The sequence below is a fragment of the Paenibacillus sp. P4_A7 genome (assembly GCF_056402455.1).
In genome coordinates this window covers 1-17,664 of sequence record NZ_JBFUHJ010000090.1, presented here as the reverse complement: position 1 = coordinate 17,664, position 17,664 = coordinate 1, and the positions used below count along the sequence as shown (strand labels likewise).

Below are 17,664 nucleotides of genomic sequence, written 5' to 3'. Positions count from 1 at the left end.
CCACACCTCCTTGCGGTAGTCTGATTATATTTGATAATATTTTTATCGTCAATATCATTTTTGTTAATATTATTATCTTTATATTGAAAGGTCGGAAATCCAATGAATCTCGGACAAAGAATAACAGCACTTAGAAATTATAAAAGACTAACTCAAGAACAAGTAGCTGAAGTACTTCTAGTGAAGCGTGGTAGATATAATGCTTGGGAAAATAGTATTTCTAATCCCGACCATTTGATGCTAGGTGCTATCGCGAACTTTCACGGTGTGACTGTTGATTTCTTACTCGGAAGACCGTATCCTGTAGGAGATGTAATGCTGACAAACGATCTGCAAGCATACGGGTATACGGAAGAAGCTTTTTTAGGGGATCTTGAGAAAGAGCTCCAGCGGAATTACAAGCCGAAAGCTGCGCTCAATGCCAAAGAAGAACGCGATATAGCTGCTGACCTGGAACGAATGATCAGTGAACTCGAGACCAATGAAGCTCTCGCCTTTCATGGAGAACCGATGGATGATGAAACGAAAGAGCTCATGAAAATATCTTTGGAAAACTCATTACGCCTAGCTAAAGGTATGGCCAAACAAAAGTTCAATCCTAATAAAAAACAAATAAGGGGCACACTGAATGGGGATCAAACGCTTAGTCAGTAAGTTGACCCACAAGCATGGAACGAACAATCCTTACACAATTGCAGCTCAGAAAAACATCATTGTCCTGTTCGAGCCTCTTGGTAGTATGATGGGTTACTTCAATACTTATAAACGCATACCGATGATTCACCTCAATTGTGATATGGGGGAGCAAGATCAATTGTTTACTTGTTCCCACGAACTTGGTCATGCAATTAGACATAGGAATGTCAATACACCTTTCCTTAAAAGGCACACCCTTCTTTCCGTCGATCGAATCGAGCGAGAGGCTAACGAATTTGCTGTCGAGTTGATGGTACCGGACGAGCTTCTGCTTGAGGGTATGACGATTTATGAAGCGGCTGCGATCAGTGGAGTCCCATTAGAAATTGCCCACTTGAAACGTCCACCGCAGCGCAACTTCTGGAAGAGTGAACAATCTTACTTTAACTTTTAAAACTTGTAAACTTGCGCTTTCACAGCTGCGAGACGGATGTCCGCACCCCTAAACAGAACATATGTTCTGTTTAGGGGTGCGTTTTAATAATTTATCAAGAAGGAAGAAAAGATGTAATAACAGAACTGGTCTGAAATAAGATACACCTCACCCATCATGAAAAAAGCGAGCTCAGGAGATTCCCGGGCTCGCGATTCAATAGTATGAGGTTCCTGTTAATAAACAAGTTTGAATATCTATGTAATACGATTTCGACGGCTAATTTGCTCTAACCGCTTGTTAATATCTATAACCCATGCTTCATCATTCAACGTTTGAGCCAGCAAGTATAGATCAAGAAGCATATTTATACGTTGTTCAGTTAATAGCTCGACAGCGTTATAATCCCACTGTTTCTTGATCGCTTTTGCCTCTACTAATATATTGGCCCACTCATTGCATTCGTTAAATAACAATGTCATTTTATTTGTCTCGGCACCAATCTGTGCGATTAAACCGGTCAAGTCGGGCTTTACCTCAGGAATAACCTCACTCCTGCTGCATACGGCACATGAAAAAATAGGAACATTGTCAATTTCTACTTTTCCAGAATAAATAACTGTACGCAGCTTCAACTCCATGATGCCACCACACTGACATCGCTTTTGCAAAATAGCCCACTCCTCTTTATAGCAGCGGTTGCCGCTAGTCATTCCTTTTTAAAGACAATAACTAGATTATTCGACCTATTTTGCAAAAACTCCTTCTTATTCACATCATGTAATTTTTACTATAGAAAAGCATTATAATTCGTGAAATTTTATCAATTAAGCTGCAATTTTTCGCCATAATTTGCGGATCGGCGACCATGCAACGACTATAGTCCAAATCGCCGCACCGATAAGATCGTTCCGTATATCAAACAGGTCTGGCATTCTACCGCCAACGAAAGATTGATGATACTCATCCGTAATTCCATATACTCCGCATAGCAGCACAATGACTACTTTTACCCAAAACCGATCTGCTTTAGCACCAATACCGTAATCAATCGCCATAGCCAAAATAAAATAGGAAACGAAATGACCCCAATTAAAATCTTCCATAAAGGGGAAGATCCTTTGCAGCAATGGCAATAACGTATTAATTTCATCACTAGTTCGAGAAGATAATATAAAAATAACGGTCATCCAAACGATAGCTGGCACAAACCGCAGTAAGCGGCGAAATAAAAAAGGCTTATCTATTTGCTTCATTGTTTCTCCTTCGTTACAATAATAGAGACTTTACTAGATGGAGGGAAATAACATGACTTTACAAAATAAAACCGTCATCTGTTTGCTTGACGACGAATTTGAAGATTTGGAACTATGGTACCCGGTTTATCGTGCGCGTGAAGCTGGAGCTACCGTTCTTTACGCAGGTCCAGAAAAAGGCAAAAAGCATATTGGCAAATATGGAGTCCCTGCTATCGCCGATCTATCCTTCGATGAGGTGAACAGTGAGGATATAATCGGGATACTAGTACCTGGAGGCTGGGCACCAGATAAATTACGCCGTTATCCTAAAGTCTTGCAACTTATTCAAGAGCTGAATGCCTCTGATAAACCAATCGGACAAATATGTCATGCGGGCTGGGTGCTCATTTCAGCGAAAATCTTAGAAGGTCGCAAGGTGACCTCGACACCAGGTATCCGTGATGATATGGAAAATGCCGGAGCCACTTGGTATGACGAAGCGGTCGTGGTAGACGGAAATATTATTTCTGCACGCCGTCCGCCTGATCTTCCTGAATACGCTAAAGCTTTCGTAGACGCACTAGTACAGCGAATGGTTTAACCATTCGCTGTTTTTTTATCAATTTGCTCCATAAAGCCGGTTAACAATGCCTTAATCTCCGTACTTGTCCTGCATTCATGCAATTGCTGGAAAACATCCAGACTTTCTTCTTGCGAAGTAATCAGAAGACGTTCCTTCACTTGCAAAATGGCATGTGAGGACATGCTTAACTCATCAACATCTAGGCTGAGCCAAATCGGCAGCGCTCGCAGATCACCAGCCAGCTCCCCGCATACGCCAACTGTAATTCCGTTTTGCTTCGCAGCGTCAACCGTCATACGCAGCATTCGCAGCAATGCAGGATGATAAGGTTCATATAAATGAGAAATTTCTTCATTCATGCGATCCACAGCTAATGTGAATTGGACTAAATCATTTGTTCCGATACTAAAAAAATCAACTTCCTGTGCTAGCAGATCAGCAATCATAACAGCTGCAGGCACTTCAATCATAATGCCTATTTTCATACCTTTATCATAGGGAAGACCTTCTTGCTCCAGTTCAAGCTTCGCTTCGTTTACGATTGCATTTGCAGCCCGTACCTCATCAACAGAAGAGATTAACGGGTACATAAGTTTAACCTGACCGTAGTGGCTCGCACGTAAAATGGCCCGAAGCTGCGTCTTAAAAAGGTCTTGGCGATCAAGCGAGATACGTATAGCTCGATATCCTAAGAATGGATTATCTTCTTCCGGTAGCTCAAAATAATCTAACTGCTTATCTCCGCCAACATCTAATGTCCGAATAACAAGCGGTTCACCATTAAGCTTCTCAGCCACACTGCGATAAACCTCGAATTGCTCTTGCTCCAGTGGAAAACGGTGCCGATCCATATATAAAAACTCCGTACGGAACAATCCTACACCGTGTGCCCCGCTGCTAAGTGCTATTTCCAGTTCCTTATACGAGCTAATATTTGCCGCAAGTTTAAGTGTCTTGCCATCTGGAGTTACAGGCAGATGTCCTGCAATACCATGGAGCTTCATCTTCGCTTCTTTTTGATGTCCATGTAAAACGTCATACGAATCAATGATACTCTGATCCGGATTGATATGTACACTTCCGTCACTTCCGTCAATGATGATGGTTTGGCCCGTTTGGATCGGCTCCTCCAACTTCCCCTCTACGCCAACCACGAGTGGAACGCCTAATGCGCGTGCCATTATTGCAGAATGCGATGTAGCACTGCCTACAAGAGTCACGATACCTAGAACATGCTCCGGATTAATATGAGCAAGCTGCGAGGGTGATAACTCTTTTGCAATCAAAATRAATGGTTGCGTATCTGAAGGCAGCGTAATTTCCGGTGCTCCTATCAAATGCTTAAGCAGTCGATTGCCAACATCTTTAATATCAATTGCCCGTTCCTTCATGTATTCATCATCAAGCAAATCAAACATCGTCACAAAGTGGTCTATCGCTTCCTTTACTGCAACTTCCGCCCCTTTGTATTGACGCTGAATAATACCTTGTACTTCATTCATAAAGACAGGATCGTCCAAAATAGCGAGATGCGCATCAAAAATATGTGTTTCCTCAGAGCCTACAACATCCTTAAGCTCATCCTTGATCTGCTCGATTTCGGATTTAGAGGTACGTATACCTTCGTATACACGTTCGAACTCGCGGGCGAAGTCGGCCACATCAATTTTTTGTTCCGGCAGCTCCCACTCCCAATTTGGCAAGACAAACGCTCTTCCGATTGCTATGCCAACTGACGCTCCTATTCCATGAATCATTGTGTTTCCCCTCCACTATTTCTCTCTTTAAGTACAACTGACATCACTGAGGACTGTCCTTTTTTCACCGTTTTGAAAGGAGCAAATCTCCATGAATGAACCATATCGGAATTGGTAATAACCATAGGCGTAGCAAGTGACTTACTTTCCTTCCGAACGCGATTCAAATCGAACCGAATGAGCAACATGCCTGGCGTTACCTCATCGCCTTCTTTTACGACTGCGTTAAAATACGATTTTCCAGCAAGCCTCGATGTATCAATACCTATATGCAGCAGCACCTCGAGTCCTTCAGGTGTACGAATACCGATTGCATGCATCGTTGGATAAATATGAATAACTTCGCCTTTAACTGGTGATACAAGCTCACCTTTATCAGGAATGAAGGCAACTCCTTGTCCAACAAGCTTGCCTGCAAAGATAGGATCGGGTACATCATCAAGGGAAATCATCCGACCCTGCATAGGAGAATGAAACAGCACCTGTGCTTGATCACGATGGATGGTTTTGATCATCTCTTCACGAATGAGTTCCGAATACGTGCCGAATACAACTTGTACATGTCCACCGCCAAGCTTAATAACACCTGCTGCACCAAGGTTGCGCAGTGCATTAATATCCAGAAGCTTCTCGTTGGATACTTTAAGTCGAAGCCTTGTAATACATGATTCCATACGAACAATATTTTGTTTACCACCGATAGCCTGCAAAATAAGCGGAGCACGGTAAGGGATATCACCGACCCACTCATCAAGCTGTGATCCTTCCTCCCGTCCAGGCGTCGGTATTCTAAACCGTCTAATAGCCCAGCGGAACAAAAAGTAGTAAACCAGTCCAACGACAATACCAATCGGAATCAACATCCAACCTCGCGTCGCGAGATGCGCATTTAGAACATAATCAATTGCTCCAGCTGAGAAGGAGAAACCATGCTTAATACCTAGTTCATATGTAACCCACATAATAATTCCAGAAAGGATCGAATGTACAACGTACAGATAAGGCGCTACAAATAAAAATGCGAACTCCACAGGCTCTGTTACACCTGTTAAAAAAGACGCCAGCGCAGCATAAAGGAACGTTTTCTGAATTTTAGGCTTCAAGTCCTCACGGGCTTCATGAATAATGGCAAACGCAATAGCCGGCAATGCAAACATCATCGTTGGATATAAGCCCGCCATAAAGGAACCAGCTGTCGGGTCACCAGCAAAAAAACGCGGCAAATCGCCATAAACCATCTCGCCAGCCGAAGTCTCGTAACCGCCAATTTGAAACCAGAACACATGACTGACTAAGTGATGTAAGCCAAATACAACTAAAATACGATGAACGAACCCATACAAGAAAACTCCGAATCCGCCGCCAGAAGCAACAATCTCACCTAATTCAATAAGCATCCTTTGCAAATAAGGCGCGATCTGAATCATGCCAATTGAAAATAGCAAAGAAACAAAACTTACAAATAAAGGTACGAAACGCGGGCCGCCAAAAAACTGAATATATTCTGGCAGCTTGAGATTTTTGAACCGTTCGTGACTTACACCTGAGATGATACCGATTAATGTACCAATAAGAACTGTAGGCTCAATGGTTACTTCAGCAGAACTGATAATCCCACTGTAAACGATCATCCCTACAAGCGCGGCCATACCAGCTGCAAGAGCATTACCCGTTAACCCTAGTGAAATCCCAAGTGCAAATATATAGGGTAAAAAGGTAAAAATCGTTTCACTGGCTGTCAATAAATAACCTGCCATATTTGGCATGCCAATATAGTCCCACGGCAGCTTGCTTAAGCTCAAAAAAATAGCTGCCCCCGGCAGTACAATCATCGGCAGCATGACAGCCCTGCCGAGCTGCTGCAGGCTACCCATAAATATCATCTTGCACCCTCCTTTTTGCAAAGCAAAACTTACTTCGTAAGTATTCACCAAAAGTTTTGCGAAGCAAAACTTACCACTAAGTATTAGCTTTCTCCTTAACATCTATTAAGATGTTAAGCGTTTGCTCCGTTTTTGTMAAAATAAAACGACGAGCCGTAATGGCCCGCCGCTGTTGATGATTCTCTCTTCATAATTGTGCTAATTAAATATTAACGTTGACCGCCATTATTGTATGGCGAGCCTACAGCGCTATTCGCTTGCCAGCCGTACCGAGAAATTACAGGTCCCGCTTGCTGGTATGCGTTTGTTGCTTCGTAAACCGGATGGAGTGACGTGTTCGAATGAGTCGGAGTCATACCGCCGTAGCCATTGTTTGAGTTCGACTGCGAATAACCATTTTGGGAATTGAAATGCGAGTTATAAGAAGCATTTTGCGCATTCCCACCGTAATTGGACATATTTTGCTGACCATACTGTGATCCTTGGTTAGACGAAGAAGGCTGGTAGTAAGATTGTTGACTGTTTGGGCCAGCTTGATAACCATAATGAGCAATAACCGGACCTACATCACCAAAAGCAGTAGCAGGCGATTGAGCGTAGCTATGCACTGGCTGATGCGAATTGTACGATCCTGAAGACTGTGAAGATGTCCCATAGCCGTTATTTGCATAGTGTTGTGTGCCCATATTACCTTGGTTAGACGATTGATAGCCTCCTGGTTGATTCGAAACAATGGAATTAGATTGTCTGCCAAAAGTCGGTTGGCTTAGTTGTCCTTGGTAGTGCGATTGCACGTATCCTATTGGTTGAAATTGTGTATTTTGATCTTGATTACCATATTGACCTTGTTGGCCTTGGTAATTACCCGACTGTTGCGACAATTGATTCACGTTTTGTCCTCCTTGGATTACGTTCATAAAGTCTTCAAGTGACCGCTGCTTCAAATCACAAGCATTGCAATCGCTCTTGAAGCCTTACTTATTGTGTAGGAGTACGCCTTTAATTATTACAGTTATGATTTGGATTTTCCTCCAGGAAGCAAAATGGAATCCTCTACCTTAATACAACGGTCCATAACGACCTCCATACCGCCTTTTGCAGCAATTTCTGCCGCTTCCTCGTTGGCAATACCTAGCTGCAGCCATAACGTTTTCGCACCAATTGCTACCGCTTCCTCGGCAACTGGAGGAGTATGCTCACTTCTTCGAAATACATTCACGATATCCACTTTTACAGGAATATCTTTAAGTGATGCATAGCTTTTTTGTCCCATAATCATTTCGGCATTAGGGTTTACTGGAATGATCGTATACCCTTTCGCTTGCATAGCTTCAGATACCATATAGGAAACTCGATCCGGTTTGTCTGACAACCCTACAACAGCTACCGTAGTACTTTGCTGCAAAATACTTTTAATATGTTCGCGAGAAGGATTTTCAAATGCCATCTTGACGCCTCCATTCCTAATGTAAAACTATGCTCTAACCTTCAATCCATTCAACATTTGCACCTAATGCCTTCAAATGGTCGAAGTAAATCGGATACGACTTAGCAACATGATGGGCATCACGAATCCGTATCGGTTTTTTCGAGCGTAAACCAACAATGGATAATGCCATAATAACCCTATGATCATAATGCGCATTAATCTCCACGCCGCCCTCTACGCCCTCCGGCCTGCCGTRTACAATGATTTCTGATTGGCGTTCTTCAACATTTGCTCCTGCTTTACGCAGCTCGTTTAAGTAATCCGTTATACGATCACACTCTTTGTAACGCAGGTTCTCCACATTATAAAATCTAGAAGTCCCATCTGCGAAAACAGCAGCAGCAACCATAGCTAGTACAGCATCTGTAGCATGGTCTCCATCGAATTCTACTGCCTTCAGCTTACCATTTCCTTTAACATGTACAATACCATTCTCATGCGTTAGCGGGACTTCCATCATCTGCAGCACATCAATAATCGCGCGCTCACCTTGCTTACTCTTCTCTTCCAAACGGTGAACGATAACATTGGATTCTGTTACTGCTGCTGCCGCTAGAATAGCTGCTGATCCCGGATAATCTCCTTGCACGGAGTAAGTTTTAGCTTCATAGTTCTGGCGACCTGGAACGCGGAAGCGCATATAATCCTCATCAGCATGAATAACGATACCTGCTTGCTCAAGCACCTCAAGTGTTTGCCCTACGACTACTTTTGATTTCAAATCATGCAACACTTCAATTTCGCTGTCCTCTTCAAGCAACGGCGTCAAAAACAATAGCGCACTTAAAAACTGCGAGCTGATGTTGCCTGATACTTGGATTTTTCCACCCTTAGGCTGACCTCCGCGAATAGTAATTGGAAGCTTGCCATCATTATGCTCAATCGAAACTCCCATTGCGATTAGCGACTCAATCAAATCGCTATGAGGACGTTTACCTAGCGAGTCTGGGTATCGGTTAATAAACGTAACATCAGGACAAAGCGCAGCGATTGCCATAAGAAAACGTAATACAGCACCTGCATTCCCAACATCTAATTGCTCGACTGCCTTCGGATGACGACCAAAGCCAGTAATGACAATTTTCTCTTCATCTTCATCAACTATAGCTCCAAGATCACGAATACAGCGGCGCATTGCTTCACTGTCCTCGCTGTGAGCTGGATAATAAATCGTGCTAGTTCCTTCTGCAAGAGCTGCCACCAGCAGGTAGCGAGTCGTGTAATTTTTGGAAGAGAGCGCTTGAAGTTCTCCTTCAAGCTTTGGAGTTGGTGTCACTAAAACGTCCATAGTTTGTATGATCWCCTTCTATTATAAAATATACGCTTAATCACGTTTGGTACTATACATCATGCCAAAGTTGGCGATGAATTCGAATGAAAGGATTCCCATTGCTCCATAATAACTGCAACAACCTCATCAGCGGTCAAATCTGTCGTATCCACAGTCACATGTGCGAAGTGGTAAGCATCCTTACGCTGTACCAGCAATAACCTTACTTTTTCTTCAGCATTTCCTTGCAACAATGGTCGTTCCGTATCCGATTTTACCCTTGCAATAATTTGCTCTGAATTCGCTGTCAGTGCGACAACGAAGCCTTTGCTTAGCATAAGTTCCTTATTATAATTACTTAATACAGCTCCACCACCCGTTGCAACAACGGCAAGATCTTCTGCGTCTAGGATGTTGGCTAGTACTTTTGTCTCAATAACGCGAAAGCCAGCTTCCCCATCTACCGTAAAAATATCGGAAATCCGCCTGTTTTCAAGCTTTTCAATTTCCTCATCCGCATCTACACGAGTACAGCCTAGTTTCAGTGCAAGCAGCTTGCTGACGGTAGACTTACCCGTTCCCATAAAACCGATTAATACTAATTTGTTAAATCGTTGCGTTTCCATCTTAATCATTCCACCACTTTCATTCATCCTAAGCCTTATTTCCCCAACATCATATCATTTTTTTGCAAGATTAGGGTATAAAAAAGTTACTTATGTCGTATGGATGATAATGATGCATATTAGAAAATAGGAGTGACGTAGCTATGACAAGTGATCCTCAAATAACAGCTGTCCACAAAGCCGAGCAACGCATTAATCGCATATTGAATCCAGATCATCCACTTTGCCGTGAGGATGTCGTATGGATGCTTGAATTTATTAAAAAAAAGGTGGCTGACGGAGATCCAGCATTAATGGATCTATCGCAGCCACGCTTAATACAAAATTTTCATTTCTTTGCCGAAGCATCGATGTCTCTCATCCATCGCAGACATCATTCTCATCAGGAGGCCGATCGGCTGCGTACCTGGTTAAAGGAAGCAGCCTTCGGTCTTTATTAGAGCACTCCTTTTGAACTGGGCTGATTCGATAATGAAATTTACTTACGATTGCATCCAGTTAAAGTGGAAGCTTCCTTCTTTGTCCAAACGTTTGAACGTATGAGCACCGAAGTAGTCACGTTGTGCTTGAAGAAGATTCGCAGGCAAACGCTCTGTACGGTAGCTGTCGAAATAAGCTATTGCGCTCGAGAAAGCTGGTACCGGTACACCATTTGTTACAGCTAATGCGATAACTTCGCGCCAAGCGCCTTGGTAGGACTCAACGATGTTTTGGAAATAAGGATCAAGCAACAAGTTGCGCAGATTAGCATCACGATCGTAAGCGTCTTTGATGTTTTGCAGGAAGCGTGCACGGATGATGCAGCCACCACGGAAAATCATCGCGATTTCGCCGTACTTAAGATCCCAGTTATATTCTTCGGATGCTGCACGCATTTGAGCAAAGCCTTGTGCGTACGAACAAATTTTACTTGCAAATAAGGCTTTACGTACAGCTTCAATGAAAGCTGCTCTGTCGCCTTGGAAAGGAGTTTTAGCAGGGCCGCTAAGCACTTTGCTAGCTGCTACGCGCTCTTCTTTCATTGCGGACAAAAAGCGTGTAAATACGGATTCCGTAATAATAGAAAGCGGCACTCCAAGATCCAAGGAGCTTTGGCTTGTCCATTTTCCAGTACCCTTTTGACCAGCAGAGTCAAGGATTACGTCTACCATCGGCTTGCCTGTCTCAGGATCATACTTCGAGAAGATATCTCTCGTAATCTCGATCAAGTAGCTGTCAAGTTCGCCTTTATTCCACTCAGCGAAAATTTCGTGAAGCTCTTCTACACTAACATCAAGTACGTTCTTGAGCAGGTCATATGCTTCACAAATAAGCTGCATGTCGCCGTACTCGATTCCGTTATGCACCATTTTCACATAGTGACCGGCACCATCTGGTCCGATATATGTACAGCAAGCGTCATCGCCAACTTTTGCAGAAATAGCAGTAAGGATAGGCTCTACTAACTCATAAGCGGATTTTTGTCCGCCTGGCATGATAGATGGTCCTTTCAAAGCGCCCTCTTCACCGCCAGAAACGCCAGTACCGATAAAGCGGAAGCCCTTCGCTTCCAGATCTTTGCTGCGGCGTACTGTATCAGGGAAATAAGCATTACCGCCATCGATGATGATGTCGCCTTCAGCCAAATGTGGTACAAGCGCATCTATTGTAGCATCAGTTCCTGCTCCAGCTTGAACCATGATCAAGATTTTACGTGGAATTTCAAGTGATTGAACGAATTCTTCTATCGTGTAAGTAGGCACGAGATTTTTGCCTGTAGCTTCTTGGATAAGATCATCCGTCTTCTCACGTGAACGGTTGAATACGGATACCGTAAAGCCTCTGCTTTCAATATTAAGAGCAAGATTTTTGCCCATTACTGCTAATCCGATAACACCAATTTGTTGTTTTGACATCTGGTTCTTCCATCCTTCATGTTCTATTTTGGGTTACAATAGTTTCATTTTACTCTTTTTACAACGAGAAGAAAACTATTTACAGGGAAAATGTCGCATTATACACATTAGTTTTTTTGACCACTTTAGAAAGTTTACCTTATATTCGCCAAAATGCCAAAAATAAAATGTATAAAATATGCATGTGTTTATCGAAGTGAACAACATAAAAACGATCAATAGCTGCCTACTAGCTCACAGCACGTGATCGTTTCTTATGTCTCATATAGGGAAAAACATTCATCATTAGAGCTCCAGTTGCAGCATTTCTGTGCGTAGTGTAGCAAGACGTTCTTTCGATTCCGTAACCGCTTCCTCAATTCCAGCCTGCAGAGCATCAAACAGCATAGACAACTCATAATCCAGTTCATAGCGTAGAACGACAGCGCGTTCCTCTGCGCGTTTTGATTGGAAAGCTTTTATCATTTCCTCTATTGTGACCAAAGGCTTCTTCTGATAAATAATCCGATGTTCCATACCGGACACCTCCACAAGTCGTATAATCTCACCGAACATAATACTCTCAATGACGATTTGACGATCTTTAATGCGCTTCACAACCGCATGTCCACGTGTGTCATTAATCAGCTTTTCTAGCAACTCCGACAACTTCTCATCTTTAATAATATAATCACCTACAATTTTGTAACGGTTCTTCATGCGTTGGAATCGAAGTTTGACAAGCTTACGACCCGTACGAATGGATACAAGAAACTGTCCGTCCGTCTCGCTCCAATACAAGGAGTACCCTTCCTGAATAAGATCACGGATGAGATTTTGGATTTGCCGGCGGTCAAATCGCAGTTCCAAATTGCAATATTCCACTTCGTGGCTCTTGTTCACGGCAATCCCTCCCTTACTTCAGTATAGTTGACGAAATGTTCTGATAATTTGTTCTTACCATTATCTTATACTCCATCCTATGTTCTGGCAACTTGGATTATTGACTAATTTTATAGATAAAATCAATGAAAACTAAAATTGGGCAAATGCCCCTATAAGTCAAGGTGGCATTTGCCCGTTGTTCATTCATTAATCCGCCCTAATTGAAACGGAATTTACAGTTTAGATGCGATAGAAACAGCTTCGTCAAGTGGAAAAGCTTGTGCCTGTGAATCATTTCTCCATTTTAACTCAACAATTCCATCCGCCGCTTGCTTGCCTACGACAATACGAAGCGGTATGCCTATAAGATCAGAATCTTTAAATTTCACTCCAGGACGCTCATCCCGATCATCAAGCAGTGTTTCAATACCAGCTTCGCTTAATCGTGCTTCTAAGTGAGCAGCCAAATCCATCATGACTGGATCCTTCACGGATATTGGAACAATATGAACCCGATATGGCGCAATCGAAGCAGGCCAAATGATTCCATTGCTGTCAGAATGCTGTTCAAGCACCGCTGATAGCAAGCGTGAGACACCAATCCCATAGCAGCCCATAATGAAAGGCTGTTCTTTACCTGCAGCATCCAAAAAACGAGCATTTAAAACTTCACTGTACTTCGTCCCAAGTTTAAACACGTGACCAACTTCAATTCCACGGTTAAAGATTAATCGACCTTGTTTACAACGAGGGCACTGATCCCCGACTACAGCATTACGATAATCTCCAGCTTCAGCTGTTTTCAAATGTACGCTCGGAAGCACATTTCCAAAGTGGAAGTCTTTCTCATTAGCACCAGCTATTCCAGATTCCATAGCGAATACAGCATAATCAGCATAAATCGGAATAGTCAGACCAACTGGACCAGCGAAGCCTACTGGCGCACCAGTTACCCGTTCTGTCGTTTCATGATCGGCTAATTCAAGTAGTTCAGCTGCTAACGCATTTTTTAGCTTAATTTCATTTACTTCATGATCGCCGCGAATGATGACTGCAATCGGTTTTCCATCTGCCATATAAATTAATGTCTTCATAAAATGCTGAGCATCAACGCCGAGCGATTGAACGAGCTGCTCTATTTTTTTGCTATCAGGCGTATGAAGTCTTTCTAGCTCTCCCTGTGGCAACACACGATCATCTTCTGCCTGCTGCACAGCACCATATTCGGCTTTTTCTAAATTAGCCGCATAGTCACAGCAATTGCATGACGCTATCGTATCCTCTCCAATATCAGCCAGCGCCATAAACTCATGGGTGCCGCCCTCGCCGCCGATTGAGCCTGCATCTGCTTCCACCGCACGATAATTCAGACCACATCTCGTAAAAATTCGATTGTATGCTTCGTACATGCTATTGTAACTACGATCCAAGCCTTCCCAATCTGCATCGAATGAATAGGCATCCTTCATTAGAAATTCCCTGCCGCGAAGTAAGCCATAGCGTGGACGCTTCTCGTCACGGAATTTCGTTTGTATTTGATACAGGGTAATCGGCAGTTGACGATATGAATTCACTTCGCCCCGAACTAAGGAAGTAACAACCTCTTCGTGGGTAGGTCCTAACGTAAACTCCCGATCATGGCGATCATGTAAACGAATAAGCTCTGGACCGTACACCTCGTAACGGCCGGATTGCTGCCACAACTCTGCGGGCTGCATAGCAGGCATTAATAATTCTTGCCCTCCTGCTCGATCCATTTCCTCACGAACAATTTGTTCAAGCTTCCTAAGCACCCTTCTTCCTAGAGGCAAATAGGTGTATATTCCCGCTGCAACCTGTCTGATAAGACCTGCGCGCAGCATAAGCTGATGGCTAGCCGCTTCTGCTTCAGATGGAGCCTCGCGTAATGTAGGCATTAATAATTGGCTTTGTCTCATTTTCTCGCCCTCCAAATAAATATGTTGCTATGAAAATACAAAAAAACGCATTCGTAAGGGACGAATGCGTTCGTGGTACCACCCTAATATAGCTGTAAACAAATAATACAGACAGCTCTCAAAAAATAACGGAATACTGATTCCGGCAGAAGATGCTAAAAATGGCGCATCGCTGCAGCTCGCAAGATAGGGATATTCAATCGTTCATAGAAGCCTTACAGCCTGGGGCTTCCTCTCTGCCAGGAACGTGTGTTGAATATTATGGCCTTGGTCAACGCTGTTGTTATGTTATTAACTTTTTGACAAATTTACAATACAATGTTCATTGAAGTCAAGCACTATCTTGTTAAGCAGCTGGAAAGTCGATTAACTTCTTTGATTAGGTTTAAGTACAACAGAACCAAAGGCAATCGTAACGGCTGCAAATAACATTAAAATGAATAATGGAAGACTGATATCACTAATGCTGCCGCCTCCGCCTAGACGATCAATTGCTCCAATTGCCCATTTTTGAGGAGTGAAATTAGCTAGCTTTTGCATGAAATCAGGAAGCAAGGTTAGTGGGAAAAAGCAGCCGCTGATCATGCAGGTCGGTGTAATAATAATATTATTGATTTGGGACAGCTGCGTGCTGTTCCTCACCAGCCCCGCAACTGCAGATGCGAGCCCCACTGCGGCAAACAAGAAGCATTCAATGACAAGCAGCATCTCCCCGAAAGAAACGCCTGGGGAATATCCGAACACATAATAAGTCAAACTCAACACAATAACCACTTGAAGAGTGCCTACAAGCACGCTTCCCAGAAAATTACCAAAGGCAATGTCTATAGAACGAAGCGGCGCGGTAAACATTCTAGCCATCGTACGCTGCTCGCGATCCTCCATAACAAATCCAATCGATTGACTGCAAAGCAACATGACAAACATGAGTATGAGTCCCACCATCATCGGATTCGAGACGATATTGCCAAGCTTCATACCAATATTTTCTGCKACCGCTTTCGGCTTCATTTGAGAATCTAGCAGCATTGTGAGCTTACTAAGATCAGTATCACTTGCTCCTGAGCTATTAATTAATTTCACAGAAGCAGAAAGCTTATTAGCTTCCGTTACAAGCATCGTAGCTAGTGACACGTTCCACAGCTGTTCATTCATCCGATACATAGTTGCTTTAGACTGCAAACCTTCTATCATTTTGTCGGTAAAATCAGCCGGGATATAAACAGAAGCATCCGCCTTCCCATCCATTACAGCGTCCTTCAACGACTTCTCCGAAGCAAGTGTATCTATGCGCACATCATATAGCGGTTCAGCTTCTAAAGACTTTGCAAGATAACCACCAAGTATTCCCGTGTCATTATTATCTAGAACAATAACGGCCCTTTGACCTTCTAAACTTGCAAACAATCCTGCCATAATTGACAATATTATCGCGGGAATCATAACGTTCATGAGAAGCCCTCGCCGCGTGCCCATCGTTCTGCGAATAATATTCGCCGCAATATGCAAGCTAGGCATGATTTTTCACCACCTTGGGAAGTCGTATGACCGCAAATGTAGAAAGAATGACTGCCATACATGCAAGTATACCGATACTGTTCCAAATCGTTGATGCGTCTGCTTCATTCATAATGCCTCTCAAACCTAGATTCGCCCAATGATTTATCGTCCATTTATTTGCGCCGCCAACCATATTTTCAATTCCAGGCATCATTCCGCCGCTTATAAAGGTCATAATGAAAGCAAAGATAGTAAATAAGGTTTGCATCGTTTTTCTCGTTCTTGCGAAGGATGCGATAATAATGGAAAGTCCCGCTCCAGCGGTTGTCGTTAGTAGACAGATAAGTGCAATCCAGTCAAAATGACCTCCCCATTCGACACCATAAACATACTGAGTGAACGTAATGATAACGACGGATTGCAGAGCGGCAAGTATCACGCCACCAACGATAATACCGAATACGACAGCACTAAAAGAGGTCGGTATCGTATACAACCGTTGCAGCGTTCCGTTGCTTTTCTGATCTAAAAGTGCGATTGCTGCTGACATTCCTCCATATAATAGAAACATGATTAAGTTAGCAACTGAGTAGTATTGAAAAGCGGATGTCTCCCCAAACACTTTATCTTTTCCTGACCCAAGCGTGCCCACGGTAACCGCGGATGAATCAGCAGCTTGATTTATTTCTGTTGCACCGGCCTGTTCTATGCCAAGTGTCGCAATAGCAGCTAGCTGCAGATTAACATTGGCCAAAAAGCTGTTCACTGCAGCCTCTACCGCCAAATTTTTCTCTTCGTAGCGCCCGGAGTAGGTGTTCCATTTTGCAGCTTCTCCCTTAATTAGCTTAGCTGAGAAATCGGCAGGGACGAAGACACCGTAATCCGCGATCCCTTCACGCACAGAATCTTGAACTTCCTGCTGGGAGTTTGCATCAACAAGTGTGATGTATGACTTCATCCTGTCATCGCTCCAAAAAGCATCCATGCTTGCTCGCAAATCACCTTGATCGGCCATAAATACCGCTACCTTAGCAGGCTTGAGCTCAGAGTTAAACGCGCTGCCGAGCAATAAGATTAGCAGTAAAGGCAACACAATCAAAATCATCAAAACCGAACGCATACGACTATATTTCAGCACTTCATAATAAGCGGTAATCAACCATTCTCGCATATTTGTTACCTCCTATTCATCACGTAGAGTGCGTCCGGTCATTTGCAAAAATAACGATTCCAAGTCCGGCTCAACACGCGTCAGCTTACGCAGTGTGATTCCATGCTTTTGAATGATAAACAGGAGATCCTGCAGAATGGATGGCGATTCCTTCACGGTAACTTCAACGAGCTTGCCATTATCCACCTCTTCTACTTGCTTAACGCCCGGGTGCTCCTTCATCTCAGCCAAGGCAGCTTCGTATCTGCAATCCACTTCAAACACTAGCTTCTCCGCTTGCCCTGCCTGACGCTTCAATTCTTCCTTCGTCCCGCAGGCAATCAGCTTTCCTTGATCGAGTATGCCGATTCTGGAGCAAATGGAGTCTACCTCTTCCATGTAG

Annotated in this window: 18 protein-coding genes; 4 read left to right on the top strand and 14 right to left on the bottom strand. The window is 43.3% G+C overall.

The window, feature by feature from the left end; genetic code table 11:
* The first annotated feature begins 102 nt into the window (after positions 1-102).
* Both AC1DWN_RS14005 and AC1DWN_RS14000 read left to right on the top strand, forming a co-directional pair.
* A complete protein-coding gene (locus AC1DWN_RS14005; RefSeq protein WP_477559519.1) occupies positions 103-654 on the top strand; it encodes a helix-turn-helix domain-containing protein in 552 nt (183 codons plus the stop codon).
* Positions 629-1,090: an ImmA/IrrE family metallo-endopeptidase gene (locus tag AC1DWN_RS14000; RefSeq protein ID WP_477559518.1), complete on the top strand. Its 462-nt coding sequence runs from the start codon at positions 629-631 to the stop codon at positions 1,088-1,090. Before AC1DWN_RS14005 ends, AC1DWN_RS14000 begins: the two co-directional genes overlap by 26 nt.
* 236 nt (positions 1,091-1,326) lie before the next feature.
* Here AC1DWN_RS14000 and AC1DWN_RS13995 read toward each other — a convergent pair whose 3' ends face one another.
* Together AC1DWN_RS13995 and AC1DWN_RS13990 are read right to left on the bottom strand one after the other, a co-directional pair.
* The gene (locus tag AC1DWN_RS13995) at positions 1,327-1,740 is read right to left on the bottom strand and encodes a hypothetical protein (RefSeq protein WP_477559517.1); all 414 of its coding nucleotides are present in this window, start codon (positions 1,738-1,740) and stop codon (positions 1,327-1,329) included.
* Between the two features lie 156 nt (positions 1,741-1,896).
* Positions 1,897-2,325 carry a VanZ family protein gene (locus AC1DWN_RS13990; RefSeq protein ID WP_477559516.1) on the bottom strand — a complete coding sequence of 143 codons (429 nt, stop codon included), beginning with the start codon at positions 2,323-2,325 and terminating at the stop codon, positions 1,897-1,899.
* A gap of 52 nt (positions 2,326-2,377) precedes the next feature.
* Between AC1DWN_RS13990 and AC1DWN_RS13985 the strand changes: the two genes are divergently transcribed.
* Positions 2,378-2,908 (top strand): type 1 glutamine amidotransferase domain-containing protein, encoded by a 531-nt coding sequence (locus AC1DWN_RS13985; RefSeq protein WP_477559515.1) that lies wholly within the window; start codon positions 2,378-2,380, stop codon positions 2,906-2,908.
* Here AC1DWN_RS13985 and ptsP read toward each other — a convergent pair.
* The 6 genes from ptsP to AC1DWN_RS13955 form a co-directional block, all read right to left on the bottom strand.
* The gene (gene ptsP, locus AC1DWN_RS13980; protein WP_477559514.1) at positions 2,905-4,647 is read right to left on the bottom strand and encodes a phosphoenolpyruvate--protein phosphotransferase; all 1,743 of its coding nucleotides are present in this window, start codon (positions 4,645-4,647) and stop codon (positions 2,905-2,907) included. The genes AC1DWN_RS13985 and ptsP overlap by 4 nt on opposite strands.
* Entirely contained in the window at positions 4,644-6,530 is a 1,887-nt protein-coding gene (locus AC1DWN_RS13975) for a glucose PTS transporter subunit IIA (protein ID WP_477559513.1), read from the bottom strand. The genes ptsP and AC1DWN_RS13975 overlap by 4 nt, the downstream gene beginning before the upstream one ends.
* A gap of 209 nt (positions 6,531-6,739) precedes the next feature.
* Positions 6,740-7,420: a hypothetical protein gene (locus AC1DWN_RS13970; protein WP_477559512.1), complete on the bottom strand. Its 681-nt coding sequence runs from the start codon at positions 7,418-7,420 to the stop codon at positions 6,740-6,742.
* A gap of 122 nt (positions 7,421-7,542) precedes the next feature.
* Positions 7,543-7,977 (bottom strand): CoA-binding protein, encoded by a 435-nt coding sequence (locus tag AC1DWN_RS13965; RefSeq protein WP_477559511.1) that lies wholly within the window; start codon positions 7,975-7,977, stop codon positions 7,543-7,545.
* A 34-nt stretch (positions 7,978-8,011) separates the two neighbouring features.
* The gene (gene aroA, locus AC1DWN_RS13960) at positions 8,012-9,307 is read right to left on the bottom strand and encodes a 3-phosphoshikimate 1-carboxyvinyltransferase (RefSeq protein ID WP_477559510.1); all 1,296 of its coding nucleotides are present in this window, start codon (positions 9,305-9,307) and stop codon (positions 8,012-8,014) included.
* 59 nt (positions 9,308-9,366) lie between these two features.
* Positions 9,367-9,915: a shikimate kinase gene (locus AC1DWN_RS13955; RefSeq protein ID WP_477559509.1), complete on the bottom strand. Its 549-nt coding sequence runs from the start codon at positions 9,913-9,915 to the stop codon at positions 9,367-9,369.
* A 143-nt stretch (positions 9,916-10,058) separates the two neighbouring features.
* Here AC1DWN_RS13955 and AC1DWN_RS13950 point away from each other — a divergent pair, with 143 nt between their 5' ends.
* Positions 10,059-10,355 carry a hypothetical protein gene (locus tag AC1DWN_RS13950; protein WP_477559508.1) on the top strand — a complete coding sequence of 99 codons (297 nt, stop codon included), beginning with the start codon at positions 10,059-10,061 and terminating at the stop codon, positions 10,353-10,355.
* Positions 10,356-10,397: 42 nt separating this feature from the next.
* Here the strand turns inward: AC1DWN_RS13950 and gndA are convergent, their stop codons facing one another.
* The 6 genes from gndA to AC1DWN_RS13920 form a co-directional block, all read right to left on the bottom strand.
* The gene (gndA, locus tag AC1DWN_RS13945; RefSeq protein WP_477559507.1) at positions 10,398-11,810 is read right to left on the bottom strand and encodes an NADP-dependent phosphogluconate dehydrogenase; all 1,413 of its coding nucleotides are present in this window, start codon (positions 11,808-11,810) and stop codon (positions 10,398-10,400) included.
* Positions 11,811-12,095: 285 nt separating this feature from the next.
* Positions 12,096-12,692 carry a hypothetical protein gene (locus tag AC1DWN_RS13940; protein WP_477559506.1) on the bottom strand — a complete coding sequence of 199 codons (597 nt, stop codon included), beginning with the start codon at positions 12,690-12,692 and terminating at the stop codon, positions 12,096-12,098.
* Between the two features lie 215 nt (positions 12,693-12,907).
* Positions 12,908-14,611: a proline--tRNA ligase gene (locus tag AC1DWN_RS13935; protein WP_477559505.1), complete on the bottom strand. Its 1,704-nt coding sequence runs from the start codon at positions 14,609-14,611 to the stop codon at positions 12,908-12,910.
* A gap of 366 nt (positions 14,612-14,977) precedes the next feature.
* Positions 14,978-16,129, bottom strand: coding sequence for an ABC transporter permease (locus AC1DWN_RS13930; protein WP_477559504.1), 1,152 nt, complete (start codon positions 16,127-16,129; stop codon positions 14,978-14,980).
* Positions 16,122-17,282, bottom strand: coding sequence for an ABC transporter permease (locus AC1DWN_RS13925; protein ID WP_477559503.1), 1,161 nt, complete (start codon positions 17,280-17,282; stop codon positions 16,122-16,124). Before AC1DWN_RS13925 ends, AC1DWN_RS13930 begins: the two co-directional genes overlap by 8 nt.
* Before the next feature lie 12 nt (positions 17,283-17,294).
* Positions 17,295-17,664 (bottom strand): ATP-binding protein DrrA1-3 family domain-containing protein (locus AC1DWN_RS13920; RefSeq protein ID WP_477559502.1); only part of this gene is annotated, 370 nt, incomplete at its 5' end.